11 protein-coding genes are annotated in these 15,189 nt (G+C 60.7%); 6 read left to right on the forward strand and 5 right to left on the reverse strand.

All coding sequences use genetic code 11. The features are described 5' to 3' along the window. Positions 1-14: 14 nt before the first annotated feature. Positions 15-1,355, forward strand: a complete 1,341-nt coding sequence (locus FHW37_RS12230; RefSeq protein ID WP_145637996.1) for an MFS transporter — start codon at positions 15-17, stop codon at positions 1,353-1,355. Between the two features lie 85 nt (positions 1,356-1,440). Here FHW37_RS12230 and metH read toward each other — a convergent pair whose 3' ends face one another. Beyond that, the gene (gene metH, locus FHW37_RS12235) at positions 1,441-5,214 is read right to left on the reverse strand and encodes a methionine synthase (RefSeq protein ID WP_145636640.1); all 3,774 of its coding nucleotides are present in this window, start codon (positions 5,212-5,214) and stop codon (positions 1,441-1,443) included. Positions 5,215-5,428: 214 nt separating this feature from the next. On the opposite strand from metH, the gene FHW37_RS12240 reads away from it, so the two are divergent. Beyond that, entirely contained in the window at positions 5,429-6,697 is a 1,269-nt protein-coding gene (locus FHW37_RS12240) for an AGE family epimerase/isomerase (protein ID WP_145636642.1), read from the forward strand. A 10-nt stretch (positions 6,698-6,707) separates the two neighbouring features. Here FHW37_RS12240 and FHW37_RS34595 read toward each other — a convergent pair whose 3' ends face one another. Further along, positions 6,708-7,097, reverse strand: coding sequence for a response regulator (locus tag FHW37_RS34595; protein ID WP_348642837.1), 390 nt, complete (start codon positions 7,095-7,097; stop codon positions 6,708-6,710). 122 nt (positions 7,098-7,219) lie between these two features. Continuing rightward, the gene (locus FHW37_RS34600; RefSeq protein WP_348642838.1) at positions 7,220-9,619 is read right to left on the reverse strand and encodes a PAS domain-containing protein; all 2,400 of its coding nucleotides are present in this window, start codon (positions 9,617-9,619) and stop codon (positions 7,220-7,222) included. A gap of 282 nt (positions 9,620-9,901) precedes the next feature. Between FHW37_RS34600 and FHW37_RS12260 the strand changes: the two genes are divergently transcribed. From FHW37_RS12260 to FHW37_RS12275, 4 genes are all read left to right on the forward strand, one after another. Continuing rightward, positions 9,902-11,419 (forward strand): PAS domain S-box protein, encoded by a 1,518-nt coding sequence (locus FHW37_RS12260; RefSeq protein ID WP_145636644.1) that lies wholly within the window; start codon positions 9,902-9,904, stop codon positions 11,417-11,419. After that, positions 11,406-12,026: a response regulator FixJ gene (fixJ, locus tag FHW37_RS12265; protein WP_145636646.1), complete on the forward strand. Its 621-nt coding sequence runs from the start codon at positions 11,406-11,408 to the stop codon at positions 12,024-12,026. Before FHW37_RS12260 ends, fixJ begins: the two co-directional genes overlap by 14 nt. A gap of 135 nt (positions 12,027-12,161) precedes the next feature. Beyond that, positions 12,162-12,521: a hypothetical protein gene (locus FHW37_RS12270; RefSeq protein ID WP_145636648.1), complete on the forward strand. Its 360-nt coding sequence runs from the start codon at positions 12,162-12,164 to the stop codon at positions 12,519-12,521. Positions 12,522-12,719: 198 nt separating this feature from the next. Beyond that, the gene (locus FHW37_RS12275; protein WP_145636651.1) at positions 12,720-13,364 is read left to right on the forward strand and encodes a helix-turn-helix domain-containing protein; all 645 of its coding nucleotides are present in this window, start codon (positions 12,720-12,722) and stop codon (positions 13,362-13,364) included. A 141-nt stretch (positions 13,365-13,505) separates the two neighbouring features. Here the strand turns inward: FHW37_RS12275 and FHW37_RS12280 are convergent, their stop codons facing one another. Beyond that, positions 13,506-14,228, reverse strand: coding sequence for a copper homeostasis protein CutC (locus FHW37_RS12280; protein ID WP_145636653.1), 723 nt, complete (start codon positions 14,226-14,228; stop codon positions 13,506-13,508). Beyond that, complete coding sequence (locus tag FHW37_RS12285) at positions 14,225-15,184, reverse strand: ROK family protein (RefSeq protein WP_281407248.1); 960 nt, start codon at positions 15,182-15,184, stop codon at positions 14,225-14,227. The genes FHW37_RS12280 and FHW37_RS12285 overlap by 4 nt, the downstream gene beginning before the upstream one ends. Positions 15,185-15,189 lie beyond the last annotated feature (5 nt).

Consider the following 15,189-nt stretch of genomic DNA (forward strand, 5'->3'; position numbering starts at 1 on the left):
GTCAGTTGAACGATATGTCTCCCACCATGCCTTCTGCGGCCGCACCGCGCCGCCTCACCGCCCATGATTTCCGCGTTCTCGGCCTTGCCGCTCTCGGCGGCGCGCTGGAATTTTATGATTTCATCATCTTCGTGTTTTTCGCGGCCGTGATCGGAAAGCTGTTCTTTCCGCCGGACATGCCCGACTGGCTGGTACTGATCCAGACTTTTGGCATTTTTGCTGCCGGTTATCTGGTGCGCCCGCTCGGCGGAATCGTGCTGGCCCATTTCGGCGACATGTTCGGCCGCAAGCGCGTTTTCGCCTTCTCGATCCTGTTGATGGCGCTGTCGACGCTCGGCATGGCCGCCATGCCGACCTATGCGACGATCGGTGTTGCCGCCCCGATCCTGCTGATCTGCATGCGCATCCTCCAGGGCGCCGCAATCGGCGGTGAAGTGCCCGGCGCCTGGACTTTTGTCGCCGAACACGTCCCCTTCCGCCGCGTCGGTTTCGCCTGCGGTTTCCTCTGCTCCGGCCTGACGCTCGGCATCCTGCTCGGCTCCTTCATCGCGACGATCATCAATTCGGTCTTCGTGCCGGAAACGATCGCCGCCTGGGCCTGGCGTATCCCCTTCTTCCTTGGTGGCTTCTTCGGTCTCCTCGCTGTCTGGCTGCGCCGCTGGCTTCAGGAAACGCCGATCTTCACCGAGATGAAGGCTAGCCGCACGCTGGCGCCGGAACTGCCGCTGAAGGCGGTCCTGCGCGACCACAAGCGCGGCGTCGTCATCTCGATCCTGCTCACCTGGATCCTCTCGGCCGGCATCGTCGTGACGACGCTGATGACCGCGACCTTCCTGCAGAAGCTTTATGGCTACACCGCGCAGCAGTCGCTGGCCGCGACGAGCTTCGGCACGCTGTTCCTGATCGTCGGCACGGCAGCGGCCGGCGCCATCGTCGACAGGATCGGCTCCGGCCGCTTCTTCATCGGCTCCGGCGTCTTTTTCGGTGCCGCGACCTGGGCCTTCTACAGCTATGCCAGCGTCTCGATCACCACCGTCTTCGTGCTTTACGCGGTGATGGGCCTGGCTGTCGGCATGGTCGGTGCCGTGCCTTACGTCATGGTCCGCGCCTTCCCGGCCCGCGTCCGTTTCTCAGGGCTCTCCTTCTCCTACAACGTCTCATATGCCATCTTCGGCGGCCTCACCCCGATCGCGGTCACCTCGCTGCTGCCACTCAACCCGATGGCGCATGCCTGGTACCTGCTGTTCATCGCAGCGCTCGCCATCGGCCTCGGCGTCTATCTCAGCCTCTATGGCGAGACGGTAGAATCGGATGCCGGCATCGAGGAACTGACGGCACGGATGGCGAAAAGCTGATCTTCTTTTCGCTGAAGGATCAAAAGGAAAGGCCGGAAAGCTCATCGCTTTCCGGCCTTTTTGTTATTGTACTATCAAGCCTGCCTTACGCAGCGTCATCCACAGCACTGCCCGGCGTAACCGGCACATAGTTCAGCACCGGTCCAAGCCAGCGCTCGACTTCGCCAACGCCCATACCCTTGCGCTTGGCATAATCCTCGACCTGATCACGCTCCACCTTGGCGACGCCAAAATAGTAGGATTGCGGGTGGCCGATATAGATGCCGGAAACGGAGGAGCCCGGCCACATGGCGTAGCTTTCGGTCAGTTCGACACCGGTTGCCTTGGTCGCGTCGAGCAGACGGAACAGGGTTTCCTTTTCCGTATGATCAGGCTGGGCCGGATAACCGGGCGCCGGACGGATGCCGGCATAGTCCTCGTGGATCAGCTCTTCGTTGCTGAGCGTCTCTTCGGCGCCGTAACCCCAGAATTCCTTGCGGACGCGCTGGTGCATGCGCTCGGCGAATGCTTCGGCAAAGCGGTCGGCCAGCGCCTTGACGAGGATTGAGGAATAGTCGTCATTCGCCCGTTCGAAACGTTCGGCGATCGCCACTTCCTCGATCCCTGCGGTAACGACGAAGCCACCGACATAATCCGGCTTGCCAATATCCACGGGTGCCACGAAATCCGACAGGGCCACGTTCGGACGGCCATCCCGCTTCGACAGCTGCTGACGCAGGGTGAAGAAGGTCGCGAGCTCCTCTTTCCGGCTTTCGTCGGTGAAGAGGCGGATATCGTCGCCAACGGCATTGGCCGGCCAGAAGCCGATGACGGCGCGCGGACGGAACCAGTTTTCGGCAATGATCTTTTCGAGCATGGCCTGCGCATCGGCATAAAGCTGGCGAGCCGCCTCGCCCTGCTTCTCGTCTTCGAGAATGGCCGGGAAACGGCCTTTCAGCTCCCAGGTCTGGAAGAACGGCGTCCAGTCGATATAGGTCGCAAGTTCCGCCAGATCATAGGTCTCGAACACCTTGGTGCCGAAGAATTGCGGCTTGGTGGCCTCGTAGGACGACCAGTCGACCTTTTCGGCATTGTCACGGGCACGCGAGATCGGCAGGCGCTGCTTTTCCGCTTCCGAGCGGGCATGGGCGGCCGCGACCTTGGCATATTCGGCCTTGATGCCGTCGACATAGCCTTCCTTGCCGTCTTCCGACAGAAGCGACGAAACCACACCGACGGCACGGCTGGCATCCGTCACATAGATCGTCTGGCCCTGATTGTAGCGCGGATGGATCTTGACCGCGGTATGGACACGGCTGGTCGTCGCACCGCCGATCAAGAGCGGAATGTCAAAACCCTGGCGCTCCATCTCGGCCGCGACATGCACCATCTCATCGAGCGAGGGCGTGATCAGGCCGGAAAGACCGATGACATCGACCTTTTCGGCAATCGCCATTTCAAGAATCTTCGTTGCCGGCACCATGACGCCGAGATCGATGATCTCGTAATTGTTGCAGGCGAGAACGACGCCGACAATGTTCTTGCCGATATCGTGCACGTCGCCCTTGACGGTCGCCATCAGGATTTTTCCGGCCGACTTCCTGTCGTCGCCGCCGTTCTGGCGCTTCTCCTCCTCCATGTAAGGGAGGAGGACAGCAACGGCCTGTTTCATCACACGGGCGGATTTCACCACCTGCGGCAAGAACATTTTGCCGGAACCGAACAGGTCGCCGACGACATTCATGCCGGCCATCAGCGGGCCTTCGATGACATGCAGCGGGCGGGCCGCCTTCTGCCGGGCCTCTTCGGTATCGGCTTCGATATAGTCGGTAATGCCGTTGACCAGCGCGTGCGACAGGCGCTCCTCGACCGGCTTTTCGCGCCAGGCGAGATCCTGCACCTTGGCTTCCTTGCCGGGACCGCCGCGAAACTTTTCCGCGACTTCGAGCAGCCGCTCGGTGCCATCGGCACGACGGTTGAGCACGACGTCCTCGCAGGCCTCACGCAGTTCCGGATCGATCTGATCGTAGACCGCCAGCTGGCCGGCATTGACGATACCCATGTCCATGCCCGCCTGGATGGCATGGTAGAGGAACACGGCATGCATCGCCTCGCGCACCGGCTCGTTGCCGCGGAACGAGAAGGACAGGTTGGAGACGCCGCCGGAAATATGCACGAGCGGCATTTTCTGACGGATCGTCCGCGTCGCCTCGATGAAGTCGACGCCGTAATTGTTGTGTTCCTCGATACCGGTCGCGACGGCAAAGACGTTCGGATCGAAGATGATGTCTTCCGGCGCAAAGCCCGCTTCTTCGGTCAGAAGCTTGTAGGCGCGAGAGCAGATCTCGACCTTGCGATCATAGGTATCCGCCTGCCCCGTCTCGTCGAAGGCCATGACGACGACAGCGGCACCGTAATTGCGGATCAGCCGCGCCTGCGAGAGAAACTTCTCCTCGCCTTCCTTCAGCGAGATCGAGTTGACGATCGGCTTGCCCTGCACGCATTTCAGGCCTGCCTCGATGATCTCGAATTTCGACGAGTCGATCATGACGGGAACGCGGGCGATATCCGGCTCGGCGGCGATCAGGTTCAAAAATTCGACCATGGCATGGCCCGAATCGATCAGGCCTTCGTCCATGTTGATGTCGATCACCTGCGCACCGGCTTCCACCTGGTCGCGAGCAACGGCCAGCGCTGCCGTGTAATCGGCATTGGTGATCAGCTTGCGGAATTTTGCCGAGCCCGTAACGTTGGTGCGCTCGCCGACATTGACGAAGGGGATGTCCTTGGTGAGCGTGAAGGGCTCGAGGCCCGACAGCGACATGAAGGGAACATGGTCCGGCACCGCACGCGGCTTGTGGCGCGCAACGGCTTCGGCAATGGCGCGGATATGGTCTGGGGTCGAGCCGCAACACCCGCCGACCACGTTGACGAGGCCTTCGCGGGCAAACTCTTCCACCTGACGCGCCATCATCTCCGGCGTCTCGTCATACTGGCCGAATTCGTTCGGCAGGCCGGCATTCGGATAGGCGCAGATGAACGTGTCGGACACGCCCGACAGTTCCTGCAGATGCGGCCGCATGGCATCGGCGCCGAGTGCGCAGTTGAGGCCGATCGTGAACGGATTGGCGTGGCGCACCGAATTCCAGAAAGCAGACGGCGTCTGGCCGGACAGGGTACGGCCGGAAAGATCGGTGATCGTGCCGGAAATCATCACCGGCAGGTGGATGCCCTTGGCCGCAAAGCGTTCCTCGCAAGCGAAGATCGCAGCCTTGGCATTCAGCGTGTCAAAGATGGTTTCGATCAGGATGATATCGGCGCCGCCATCGATCAGTCCGTCGATCTGCTCGCCATAGGCAATGCGCAGGTCGTCGAAGGAAACGGCGCGGTAACCGGGATTGTTGACGTCGGGCGAGATCGAGGCCGTGCGGTTGGTCGGGCCGATGGCGCCAGCGACGAACCGGCGGCGGCCGTCTTCCTTTTCGGCGCGAAGGGCCGCACGGCGGACAAGCCGGGCGCCGTCGCGGTTCAGGTCATAGACAGCGCCTTCCATCTCGTAATCCGCTTGAGCGATCCGGGTTGAGGAAAACGTGTTGGTTTCCAGAATATCGGCACCGGCCTTGGCGTAGCGGTAATGGATATCCTCGATCGCCTGCGGCTGGGTCAGAATCAGGAGGTCGTTATTGCCCTGCTGGTGACAGGCGCAGCCGATAAAACGTTCGCCGCGAAAATGCTCTTCCTGAAAGCCGAGCCCCTGGATCTGCGTGCCCATGGCGCCGTCGATGACGAGAATGCGTTCGCGGGCAGCGGCCTTGAGCGCTTCGAAAATTTCTGCGCCGTCGCGCGGGGCGGCAGCGGAACCGAAGAGATCATCAAACACGGGCAAGGCTCCTGACAATTATCAATGCAATGTTCATAATCATATAAAGATACGTTTATGTGCTGTCCAGTGGATGTGTCGCAATCCTGTCCGGATTTGTCGCACGGATCTCATATGGTCCGCCGGCCTGTATTTCTGCCTTATTGCCGATGACAGCTATGGCCGGCACCGCTATAGGCTCTAAGTAAAGCGTTGATGCAGATGGGAGAACAGCATGAGCGAGACGGTTCCAGTGGCCAATTCGGTGTCGAAATTCTGGAGCGAGCTTCCTTACCACCGCAGATGGCTCATTGATCAGGCCGATGGCCTGATGGACTTCTTCCAGTATCGGGCCATCAACCCCAAGGGCGGTTTTTACGATCTCGATGATTCCGGCAATCCCTTGCCCGCGAAAAACCCTGTGCGTGGCATCCACGCTTCGGCGCGCATGGTCCACTGCTTCTCGATCGCTTACCTGCTCGGACGCCCCGGTGCCGGCGACCTGATCGATCACGGCATGAACTTTCTCTGGAACGGCCATCGCGACCAGAAAAACGGCGGCTATGCCTGGTCGATGAACGATGACGGCCCGGCGGATGGCGCCAAGCAGGGTTACGGCCATGCCTTCGTCCTGCTCGCCGCCTCTTCGGCCAAGACCGTCGGCCACCCGCTTGCCGACAGGATGCTAGCCGACATCACCGAAATCCTCGAAACGAAATTCTGGGAAGAAAAGCACGGCGCGATTGCGGAAGAATTCAATGCCGACTGGTCGCCGATCGACGGCGGCCTCTATCGCGGCCAGAATTCCAACATGCACCTCACCGAAGCGCTGATGGCAGCCTATGAGGCGACCGGCGAAGATAATTACCTGCGCAAGGCGGAAAGCATCGCGGATCTCATCATCCGCCGCTCGGCCGGCAGCCACGGTTTTCGCGTCGCCGAACATTTCGACACGAACTGGACCGTCAACAAGGACTATTACCACCCCGACGAGATGTTCCGCCCGGCCGGCACGACGCCCGGCCATGCACTGGAATGGGCGCGACTGACCCTTCAGCTCTGGGTGCTCGGGGATAAAAAGCAGGACTGGATGCCGGAAGCGGCGAAAAACCTCTTCGTCCAGGCCATCTCACTGGGCTGGGACAAGGAGAAGGGCGGCTTCTTTTATACGCTCGACTGGAATGACAGGCCCGCAAAAACCAACAAGCTCTGGTGGCCGATGTGCGAGGCGGCGGGTGCTGCGCACTTCATCAACCAGCATCTGCCGGCCGATCCGTTCTATGAAGACAGCTACCGGCTGATCTGGAGCACGATCGCCAATCGCTTCATCGACCATAAAAACGCCGGCTGGCATGAGGAGCTGACCGAGGATCTAGTCCCGGCCCATACGCTCTTCCCCGGCAAGGGCGATATCTACCACGCCCTGCAGGCCTGCCTGATCCCGATTTTCCCCGCGACCGGCAGCCTGACGAAGGTGATCACCGAAGCCGAAGGGCGCTTCTGACCTCTGGCAATCAGGCCGTTCCGCTCGGTGCAACAACCGAGCGGATCAGCGTCGCAAGCAGATCATAATCGTAAGGCTTGGTGACAAGAGCCGAGCGCGCAAGATTATCGGCGCCTTCGACATTGCGGTCACCGGTGGCAAAAATTACCGGCAGGTCCGGCACGCTCTGGCGCAGCGCCAGAATAAGGTCGAGCCCGCTCATGTCCGGCAGGTGCACATCAGTTACCAGCACATCGAAAGCCTGATCGCGCGCAAGCTCGATCGCTTCGTTGGCGGCACCTGCCTCGATAACCGTCATGCCGAGTTCCTGGAGAAAGTCGGCGGTGGAGATGCGGATCAACGCCTCATCCTCGACGAACAGGACTTTCAGCCCGTCCGGCTTGCCATTCGTTTGTTCCATGATGATCTTCGGCTCCAGTACTGGCGTTTCCGCCCTCGGCAACAGGCCGGGAGGACGCTGGTCGAGTACCTGTCTGATCTTTCGCGCCAGCGTTTCCCGCGTATAGGGCTTGCTAAGCAAATTTACGCCGAAATCGAGGCGGCCATCGTGAACGATCGAGTTTTCCGTATATCCTGATGTGAAAAGAATGCCGATACCGGGCAATCGTTCCTTCGCCGCACGGCAAGATCGCGGCTCTTCAGCTGGCCGGGCATCACGACATCGGTGAAAAGCAGGTCGATCGGGACACCGCTTTCGACGATCGCAAGACCGCTATCGGCATCCCGCGCCTTCAGCACGCGATAGCCGAGTTCGGTCAGCAGACCGACCGTCGTCTCCCGCACGGCTTCGTCATCCTCAACCACAAGAACGGTCTCGTCACCGCCGGTTGCCGCAGCCGGGTTTTCGACCGTTTCCTCTTCCTCGCCAAGCGACCGCGGCAGGTAGATGCGCACTGTCGTCCCCTCGCCCGGCTCACTATAGATGCGGATATGGCCGCCGGACTGTTTGACGAAACCATAGACCATGGAGAGGCCAAGCCCGGTCCCCTTGCCTTCCGGCTTGGTGGTGAAGAAGGGATCGAAGACCTTTTCGAGCACATCCGGCGTCATGCCCGAACCGGTATCGGTCACCGCCAGCATGACGAACTGTCCCGGCTCGATCTCGAAGGCCGTACGGGCATATTCATCGTCGAGATAGGCATTGCCGATCTCTATCGTCAGCTTGCCCTGCCCGTTCATCGCATCGCGCGCGTTGATCGCCAGGTTGAGAAGCGCGTTCTCGACATTCGAAGAATCGATCAGCGTGTTCCACAGACCGCCGCCAACGATCGTATCGATCTCGATCGCCTCACCAAGACTGCGTCGCAGCAGGTGGTCCAGCTCGCGGATGAGCCGCCCAAGATTGACCACTTTCGGTGCCAGCGGCTGCCGGCGACCAAAGGAGAGAAGCTGCGAGGCAAGCCGTGCACCACGCGACGCGCCGGCCAGCGCATTGCTGATTCGTTTCTCGGCGGCCGTATTGCCGGCGATCTCGCTCGAAAGCAGCTGCAGATTGCCGGTAATCACTTGCAGGAGATTGTTGAAGTCATGGGCGATGCCGCCGGCCAGATTGCCGATCGCTTCCATCTTCTGGCTCTGGCGCAGCACTTCCTGGGTTCGTTGCAGCTCTTCCGTCCGCTCCTCGATGCGGTGGCCAAGAGATTCCGCCAGATATTCGAGGTTGGATTCGGTGCGTTTCTGATCGTCGATATCCGTATTGGTGGCGACCCAGAAGACGATCTCGCCCTGCGGATTGCTGACCGGCACCGCCCGGCTGAGGAACCAGCGATACTGGCCGTCATGACGCCGCAACCGAAGCTCGCCCTGAAAGGTCTCTCCGGTCCGCACCGCATGTTTCCAGCCTTCCTCGACACGCTGCATGTCATCGGGATGCAGAATGGAGGAACGCTTGGTCTGGTCGAAATAGATCTCGTCCAGTCCGCTATAGCGGTAGAGCTCGTCATTGACCCACAACATCCGGCCGTCCGGCGAGGCCGTCCAGACCTGGTTCGGCAGCGATTGCGCAAGCGTGCGAAAACGCTCCTCGCTTTCCCGCGCCGCGACCTGGGCAAGTCTCAGGTCGGTGACATCATGCCCTTGTACGAAGATGCCGGTGATCGCATCGTCGCGGTCGAAGATCGGTTGATAGACGAAATCGAGAAACCGTTCCTGATAGGCCTCGTCGGGATGGTTCTGCAACAGCACGCGCACGCTCTTGCCGCTATAGGGCACGCCGGTCCGGTAGACCTCGTCGAGCAGCTCGTAAAACCCCTGGCCGGCAATATCGGGAAGAGCATCGCGAATGGTCCGGCCGACCAGCTCGTCTCGCCCGACAAGCGCCCGATAGGCGCCGTTGGCGATGCTGAAGACATGCTGAGCGCCCCGGAACACGGCCATGAAACCGGGCGCCTGCTCGAACAGCGCGTGCACATATTCGAGCTCCTCGCCAAGCGCCAGGTTCTCGCCCTTGAGAGCCTTGGCGTGGTTCAGCAGCGAGGATTGCAGGTTCGTGCCACTATCGGGCACGGAATGCCTCAGCTTCTGCAGTTCCGTGACATCGACCGTATGCTGCAAGACAAAGCGGATCTCGCCATTTTCCTCCGGGATAGGTGTGTGGGTGGCGCTCCAGTAACGCTCCTCCAGCACACCGTCGTCATTGGCGATCGGATAGGGAATAAGCGGCAGGTGATCGACCGCACCGGTCGAAAACACCTTTGTCAGGGATTGCCGCAGCAGCCGGTCCGGCACCGATCCCGGCGCACTCGGAAAGGCGTCGAACATGCCCTTGCCGGTCAGCTCTTCGCGCGATCGACCGGTGACGGCGAGATAGGCGTCGTTCATGCCGACGAGCCGCCACTCCCGGTCAAGAATGACATAAGGATTTGGCGATAGGTTGAACAACGTATTGAAGTCGATGGCGGATAGACCCGTCAGCCGAAACATGCTTCGTCCCTAATGCTAAGCGCCCCATTCGGTTATAGTTTTTTTTTGATTCGAAAGACAATGACAAAGACGATGCCGAGCCCATCTCGCCAAAAAGTTGCAGTCTGTTTTCGGCGATCGGGATTCTGATGGAACAAAACCATGTGCATGACCCAGCCCATCGCGCCTGCCCATTGGACGTTGCATTTCAGCTCGTGCTACAACGCAAATTGACAAACGGCATTTTGAATGCCCCTTTCGCGGCGAGGACCATGCCGGCAGTCTCGCATTCGGTGACCCTCTATGGCTAAAGACGCGATGACAGGACGGACGGAAAGCTTCGTGCATTCGGTGCTGGAGCGGCAGTTCTCAGCAAGGGAGATCTACGCCATCGTCACCGGCGGCGTGGTCTTCATGTTTATTCTGCGCCTCCTGCTCGCCGGCCCGCTTGCCGACAAGGCGACCTTCATTTTCTTCATCCCCCCCATCCTCGTTGCGGCCGTCATCGGTGGCCTGACGCCATCGGTCTTCACCGTCGGCCTTTCGGCACTCGCCATCTGGGCGCTCAAGGAACTGACGACCGAAGGCGCCGGTCTCTGGGAAATGATCGTCGTCCTGGTTTCGGGCCTCGCGATCGCCCTGATGGGCAAGGCGCTTCATGTCGCCCGCATCGTCATCAAACAGGCGCAGACGAGGGCGGAGACCCGCGAGGCACATCTCGAATCCATCCTCGACACGGTTCTGGATGCCACGATCGTCAGCAAGAAGGACGGCACGATCATCTCCTTCAACTCGGCCGCCGTTCGTCAGTTCGGTTATGCGCCGGACGAGGTGATCGGCGAGAACCTGCGCATGCTGATGCCGGAACCCTATCATCACGAACATGATGGTTATCTCGACCGTTACCTGCGCACCGGCGAAAAACGCATCATCGGCCGCGACCGCGTCGTTGTCGGCAAGCGCAAGGACGGCTCGACCTTCCCGATGAAGCTCGCCGTCGGCGAGACGCGCTCGGGTGGAGAGACCTTCTTCACGGGCTTTGTCCGCGACCTGACGGAGCGCGCCGAATCGGCAGCACGCCTGCAGGAAATCCAAGGCGAGCTCGCCCGTCTGGCGCGGCTCAACGAAATGGGGGAAATGGCCTCGACCCTTGCCCACGAGCTCAATCAGCCACTCTCGGCGATCGCCAATTACGTCCACGGCTGCTCGCGCCTGCTACGCGACCTCGACGACGAGACGGCGGTCAGGATGCGCGATGCGCTCGAGGAAACCGCGCAGCAGTCTTTGCGCGCCGGCCAGATCATCAAGCATCTGCGGGAATTCGTCACCAAGGGCGAAACGGAGAAGGCGCCGCACAATATCCGCCGGCTTGTTGAAGAGGCTGCGGCACTTGCTCTGGTCGGCTCACGCGAAAAGGGCGTGCGCACGCTTTTCCATTTCTCCCCCGGCCCCGAGACGGTGATCGTCGACCGGATCCAGATCCAGCAGGTCTTGACCAACCTCATGCGCAACGCGATCGAGGCGATGCGCGACAGCGAACGGCGTGAGCTTTCGGTCAGCACGGTGGTCAACGATGACGATGAGGTTATGGTCGTTGTCGAGGATACCGGTCCGGGCATATCCGACGAGATCGCCGGCCAGCTTTTTCAGCCTTTCGTCACCACGAAAGCAGGCGGAATGGGAATAGGGCTTTCCATCTGCAAGCGCATCGTGGAAGCTCATGGTGGAGAGATGACGGTCTCCAGCAATTCTGCCGGTGGTGCGACCTTCCGTTTCACCGTCCCCATAGACAAGGAGGAAAGCGATAATGCCGACCGCTGACTACGTGGTCCATATCGTCGATGATGAAGAGGCCGTGCGCAAATCGCTCGCCTTCATGCTGACGATGAACGGATTTGCGGTACGTATGCACGAGAGCGCGAACGGGTTCCTGCAGTTCGCGCCGGGCATGCTCAACGGCGTGCTGATCACCGACCTCAGAATGCCCGACATCAGCGGCATAGAGCTGATCAAGAGCCTTGCAGCGGCTAAGATCAAGGTTCCCGCGATCGTCATCAGCGGTCATGGCGACGTGCCGCTCGCCGTCGAGGCGATGAAGAACGGCGCCGTCGACTTTATCGAAAAACCGTTTCAGGACAGCGTCATCGTCGAGGCGATCGAACGCGCAGCACGGCTTCTGAGCGACAGGCCAGTCGAACTCGACGACCTGCAGGAAGTGCTGGGCAGGCTGCACTCCCTGAGCGATCGGGAGCGTCAGGTTCTCTCGGCCGTGGTCGCCGGCCTGCCGAACAAATCGATTGCCTATGATCTCGACATCAGCCCGCGCACCGTCGAGGTGCATCGCGCCAATGTCATGACGAAGATGAAGGCCCGCAGCCTGCCGCAGCTTGTCCGCATGGCAATCGCGGCAGGTTTCGGCCCGCACTGAATGCAATCTGGCAGATCATTTCGACACCCTAAAATAGTTGGCATTTTTTGATCTAGCGCAAAGTTTACTCGACCATAAAGGTTTTAACTACCGCTTCCTGCGGCAATGCCGCATGCTCTTGGTCAGAGAAAAACCTTGCCATCTCCCACAGGAACCATCGCCGTATTCGCGCCCGATCTGGCCCTGAGGCAGTCGCTCACCTTCGCGTTGGAGGTCGAGGGCTTCTGTGTAGCGGCGTTCGAACGCTGGAAGAAGGGCGGCCTGCTGGCATCATGGCTCTGTGTCGTCATAGACGACCACATCGTCCGCAACTCCGATGAAGCCTTTGATTTTGTGGCCAATCCCGAAAACAGGGTGATCATGCTCGCCGACGGCCTGTCGCCGGTTGCCGACGACAACCTGGCAAAGATCCTGACCAAGCCCTTCGACGGGGCAGAGCTTCTGCGCCTCGTCAAGGATCTTGCCGCCCCGGCAAGGGTGCTGGCGCCGGAATAGCCGGCCAAAACAGAAACGGCCCGAAATCGGAAGCGATCTTCGGAAGACCCGATCCTGCAGACACAGATCGCCAGCACATCCTCTGCGTCCATCTGGAGCACACAAGGGATGCGCTACGTATTATCCCGTAGTGTTACAACCGAATTATCCGAGCCTTCCGTTTCAGGCATTCTGTACCTGTCACGGAGAGGATTTCTGATGAGCATTACTGCACGCAGCATAGAGACCAAAACTGGCTCGACCCCGATTGCCTTCCCCCCCTCGATGATCGGGAATCAGAAAACCTCTCCGCTGACCACTTTTGCAGGCGGAGCAGAAATTTACGTCCCGGGCGAACAGGCCGGAAACCTCTACGAAGTGGAATTCGGTGCAGTGCGTCTTCACCGACTTCTCTCCGATGGCCGGCGCCAGGTCATCGCCTTCTACCTTGCCGGCGAGACGTTCGGTTTCGAGGCGGAACGCAGCCACAGCTTCTTCGCCGAAGCCATGGTGCCGACCGGCGTGCGGATCTCCCGCCAGCCGGACGGTCAGGCTTCGCCGGAACTGCTCATCCTGGCACTGCGCGGCATGATGCGCGCCCAGGAACATCTGACCGTGATCGGACGCCAGACGGCCGTAGAACGGATTGTCGGCTTCCTGCTCGACATGGCCAACCGCCAGGGCAGCCTCAACCATTTCGACCTGCCGATGTCGCGTCTCGATATCGCCGATTACCTCGGCCTGACGATCGAGACCGTATCCCGGGTTTTCGCCAAGCTGCGCGCCGCCGGGCTGATCAAGCTCCAGAGCGTCCGCTGCGTCCAGATCAAGGATTTCCAAGCGCTGGGAGGTTTGTGCGCGTAGACTGAAAAGAGACGGTGGCGCTTTCTCCCAGGTGGCCACCAATCTCCAAAGTCCTCTTCCCCCAAGAATGACGCGCCTCCCAGCAACGCGCGGCGGATCATCCTCACACATGATCCGCCGCGAAGTCTTTTTCAGACCAGCTTAAAATCCGGAAAGAACCGAACGCAGGCCTGCCACCGCTTCCCGGCTGGTCTTGTATGACGTCGGCATCTCGAAGCCGAACTCGACGCTGCGCCGATCGCGTGCCTCGACCGGCTTTCGGCAGGAACTGTGGATTTCCGACACGCCCGTGCGCCGCACAAGCTCCGCAGCATTCTCGGCATTGATCCCGCTTCCGGGCATGATCGATATTTTGCCCTGCGCCCTTGCCTTGAGGGCGGCCAACAGATCCAGCCTCTCAGGTGCACGCGGGCCAAGACCGGATGTCAAGATCCGCTCGACGCCGAGATCTGCCGCCTGATCGACGGCCTCGAAAGGGTCCTGAACGAGATCGAAAGCCCGGTGCAGTGTCAGGCCAAGGCCTGCCGAATGGGAAACAAGCCGCTCAAGCAGGCAGATATCGAGCCGCATGTCCGGCAGGTTGGCGCCGATCACGACGCCGGCAAGCCCGAACGACCGGACGGCATCGATATCCGCCAGCATCGCTGCTTCGTCCGCTTCATCGAAGACGAAATCACCCGCCCTCGGCCGGATCATGGCATAGACAGGCACCGGCACCTTGGCGGCCAGCGCCATCAGTCCGGATGAAGGCGTGAGCCCGCCGACATCGAGCGCCGCACAGAGTTCGATCCGGTCCGCACCACCGGCAATCGCAGCTTCCAGCCCCTGCGGACTGTCGACGCAGACTTCGAGAAGAACGCTCATGGCCGCACTCCCTGATGGCCGAGCACTGCCGCTCCAGCAAGTCCGCCGTCATCCTGCCGCAAGGCCGGCGTCACCAGAACCCGGTCGAACCTGTTCAGGATACGCTTACGCACAGCCACATCGAGCGCGGAAATCAGCGATGTCACCGAACCGAGACCTCCACCGACCGGCACGATCGAGGCTCCGGTCATGTTGACCACAAGCGCAAGCGGATCGGCGATCAGTTCCAGAAAGGCCGACACTGTCTTGCCCGCTTTCGCTTCACCGGCCTGCCATTGATCGAGAATGCCGTGGCTCGTCTCCTCGCAACCATGCAGAAATTGATGCAGCCGCTCGATACCGCGCGCGCCGCCGATCGTATCGGCGCAACCCGACTGGCCGCAGCCGCAGGCAAAGCGCGGAATATGCAGCGTCTCGCCATCCACCTCGATCATCGTGTTGAGGATCGGCCCATGGCCCCATTCGCCGGTGACACCACCTGCGCCGAGCACCATTTTCCCACCGATCGCCAGACCGCCACCGACCCCCGTCCCCATGATCGCGCAGAAGACGACGTCATGCCCCCGTCCCGCGCCCTCATTGACTTCGGCAAGCGTCAGACAATCGGCATCATTGGCAGCCAGCACCGGCCGGCCGAGAACCTCGGAGAGCGCATCGCCGATCCGACGACCGGTAATGCAGGGGATGTTGGCGGAGGTCGCCACGCCATCGCGCGGATCGACGAGCCCGGCAATCGACAAAGCCAGCGGCGATGCCGGATCGCCCTTGTCTGCGTGTCGCGTCACGAGCGCCGAAAGTGCCCCGCAAAAATCGTCCCAGTTTGCAGCCGGCGTCGGCACCCGCTCAAGCAGCGTCAACGCGCCCGGCATAGCGGAGACGGCGAACTTCATGAAGGAGCCGCCGATATCGGCACAGAAGACGGGCAGGTTTCCTTTGGCTTCGAGAGGCCTGGACAAGACGG

The organism is Neorhizobium alkalisoli, assembly GCF_007829835.1.
Taxonomy (GTDB): Bacteria; Pseudomonadota; Alphaproteobacteria; order Rhizobiales; family Rhizobiaceae; genus Neorhizobium.

Bases quoted from the DNA above. Each gene is read 5' to 3' on its own strand.
- FHW37_RS34595 (WP_348642837.1), bottom strand. From the start codon at position 7,097: ATGGAACAAACGAATGGCAAGCCGGACGGGCTGAAAGTCCTGTTCGTC.
- fixJ (WP_145636646.1), top strand. From the start codon at position 11,406: ATGCCGACCGCTGACTACGTGGTCCATATCGTCGATGATGAAGAGGCC.
- FHW37_RS12260 (WP_145636644.1), top strand. From the start codon at position 9,902: ATGGCTAAAGACGCGATGACAGGACGGACGGAAAGCTTCGTGCATTCG.
- FHW37_RS12230 (WP_145637996.1), top strand. From the start codon at position 15: ATGTCTCCCACCATGCCTTCTGCGGCCGCACCGCGCCGCCTCACCGCC.
- FHW37_RS12275 (WP_145636651.1), top strand. From the start codon at position 12,720: ATGAGCATTACTGCACGCAGCATAGAGACCAAAACTGGCTCGACCCCG.
- FHW37_RS34600 (WP_348642838.1), bottom strand. From the start codon at position 9,619: ATGTTTCGGCTGACGGGTCTATCCGCCATCGACTTCAATACGTTGTTC.
- FHW37_RS12280 (WP_145636653.1), bottom strand. From the start codon at position 14,228: ATGAGCGTTCTTCTCGAAGTCTGCGTCGACAGTCCGCAGGGGCTGGAA.
- FHW37_RS12240 (WP_145636642.1), top strand. From the start codon at position 5,429: ATGAGCGAGACGGTTCCAGTGGCCAATTCGGTGTCGAAATTCTGGAGC.